The sequence below is a fragment of the Streptomyces sp. NPDC127084 genome, from assembly GCF_042724175.1.
Classification (GTDB): Bacteria; Actinomycetota; Actinomycetes; order Streptomycetales; family Streptomycetaceae; genus Streptomyces.
This window is the reverse complement of sequence record NZ_JBHXFA010000294.1, coordinates 1922-3738: the sequence shown is the minus strand read 5'-3', so window position 1 is coordinate 3738 and position 1817 is coordinate 1922. Positions and strand designations below refer to the sequence as shown.

Annotated in this window: 2 protein-coding genes and 1 pseudogene; 1 reads left to right on the top strand and 2 read right to left on the bottom strand. The window is 67.0% G+C overall.

The features are described from left to right. Both ACFWI9_RS33335 and ACFWI9_RS33330 read right to left on the bottom strand, forming a co-directional pair. Positions 1–867, bottom strand: an 867-nt coding sequence (locus ACFWI9_RS33335) for a SigB/SigF/SigG family RNA polymerase sigma factor (RefSeq protein ID WP_387168774.1), incomplete at its 3' end; no start/stop codon positions are given. Between the two features lie 372 nt (positions 868–1239). Then, entirely contained in the window at positions 1240–1431 is a 192-nt protein-coding gene (locus tag ACFWI9_RS33330) for a hypothetical protein (RefSeq protein WP_387168771.1), read from the bottom strand. On the opposite strand from ACFWI9_RS33330, the pseudogene ACFWI9_RS33325 reads away from it, so the two are divergent. Further along, positions 1426–1766: pseudogene (locus ACFWI9_RS33325) on the top strand (IS30 family transposase); the annotation flags it as partial. The gene ACFWI9_RS33330 and the pseudogene ACFWI9_RS33325 sit on opposite strands and share 6 nt — an antisense overlap. Positions 1767–1817 lie beyond the last annotated feature (51 nt).

Sequence of the window (1817 nt, the reverse complement as noted above, 5' to 3'; positions counted from 1 at the left end):
GAGCAGGCCGTTGCGCAGGTTGGTGAGGGTGCTGCTGAGGATGCGGGAGACGTGCATCTGGGACAGGCCGAGTTCGGTGCCGATCTGGGCCTGGGTCATCTCCTGGCCGAAGCGGAGCTCGAGGATGGTGCGTGCGCGTTCATCGAGCTGGGCGAGGAGGGGCGCGAGAGAGTGGAGGTCTTCGACGAGGTCCATGGCGTGGTCGCGGATGCCGATGCGGTCAGCGTAGGAGCGGCCGTCGTTCAGGGTCGCGGGAGTCTCGTCGTCGTTGTGGGGGGCGTCCAAGGAACAGGCGGTGTAGCCGGCGGCGGCGACCAGTCCCTCCCTCACCTCGTCCTCGCTGACCTTGAGGTAGGCGGCCAGTTCCGCGGTGGTCGGCTCGTGGCCGAGCTCAGCGGCCAAATGGTCCCTTGCCTTGGCGAGGTCGACGCGCAGTTCCTGCAAGCGTCGCGGGACGTGGACGTCCCAGGAGGTGTCGCGGAAGTGGCGCATGATCTCGCCGCGTATGTAGGGCAGGGCGAAGGTGGTGAACGTGACGCCCCGGGCGAGGTCGAAACGGTCGATGGCCTTGATCAGGCCGATGATCCCGACCTGGACGATGTCCTCCATCTCCCCGGTGCCGCGGTTGCGGAACCGCCCGGCCGCGAACTTCACCAGGGACACGTTCATCTCGATGAGCGTATTGCGCACGTACTGGTACTCCCTGGTGCCCTCCTCCAAAGCCGCGAGCCGCTCCATGAAGACCAGACTGAGCTCCCGCGCATCCTTCGCTTCCACCCCCGCCGCGTCGCCATGAGGCACGGGCGGGAGGGACGCGTCCCTCAACAGAGTGGCGGACGCGGACGGCGCAGTCTCCATGGTTGTCATCGCGGTCTCCTTCCCAAGGAGAGGGAGGGGGTCTCTCGCGGCGGCTTCCCGTCCCTGGGCGTTTCACGCCCGCTTTTCCCAGCCTGACTGGCTCCGTCGAGGGCCTGCTCGATCCGGTCCTGCGTGGTCTCCAGAGCGAGCCCTTATAGGCCCAGTCCCCGCGGGTGCGCGGCCGGAGCACAGTCGATCTTGCCGGCCCACGACTCGACATCACGGCACGGGCGGCGCGCGGCCATGCCTCCAGTGAACGCCCGGTGCGGTGCCGCTGGCACCACCCCGGGCGAACTCCGGGCAGTCACCCACTGACGCCTGGCCACTGTACGGGCGGGGGAATCCCGGCTTCGGTATTGGCGTCGATGTCATCGAGACCGCTCACCTCGACCACCTCCCGCTGGCCCAATCGGCGGACAGATGGAGCGGGGAAAGGATGCGGAAGCGGGGATCGTCGGTGGTGCCGGTGGGGGCTTTGTAGCCGAAGGTGGCGCGCAACTCGACGGTCATGCCGGTCTGCGTCGCGGCCCGCTGCCGGGCCCGTTCCCGTACGTGCACCTGCCGAACGGCCACAGCTCCGGCTTCTTCCGAAAGGAGGCCATGAGTGGCCTCCCGCCACACCTGAAGCGCTCGCTGACAGGGGACCAAGGTGCCGAGATGGCTCATCACGACGCCTTCTCGGAAGCCTCCAGAGTCCCGGTGTACTTCTGCGATCCCCACAGTCCGTGGCGGCGAGGCTCGAACGAGAACACGAACGGCCTGCTACGGCATTCCCGAAAGGAACGGATCTCTCGAAGTACACCAAGGAGGACCTGGATGCCGCGGCCACAGGGCTGAACACCCGGCCTCGCAAGACGCGGGGGGGGGGGGGCCCCCCCCCCCGCCCGGCCGCCGAAAATATGATTTAACCCCAAACAACACCCGAGTATGACACAATGAGATTTATCACATAAAATACG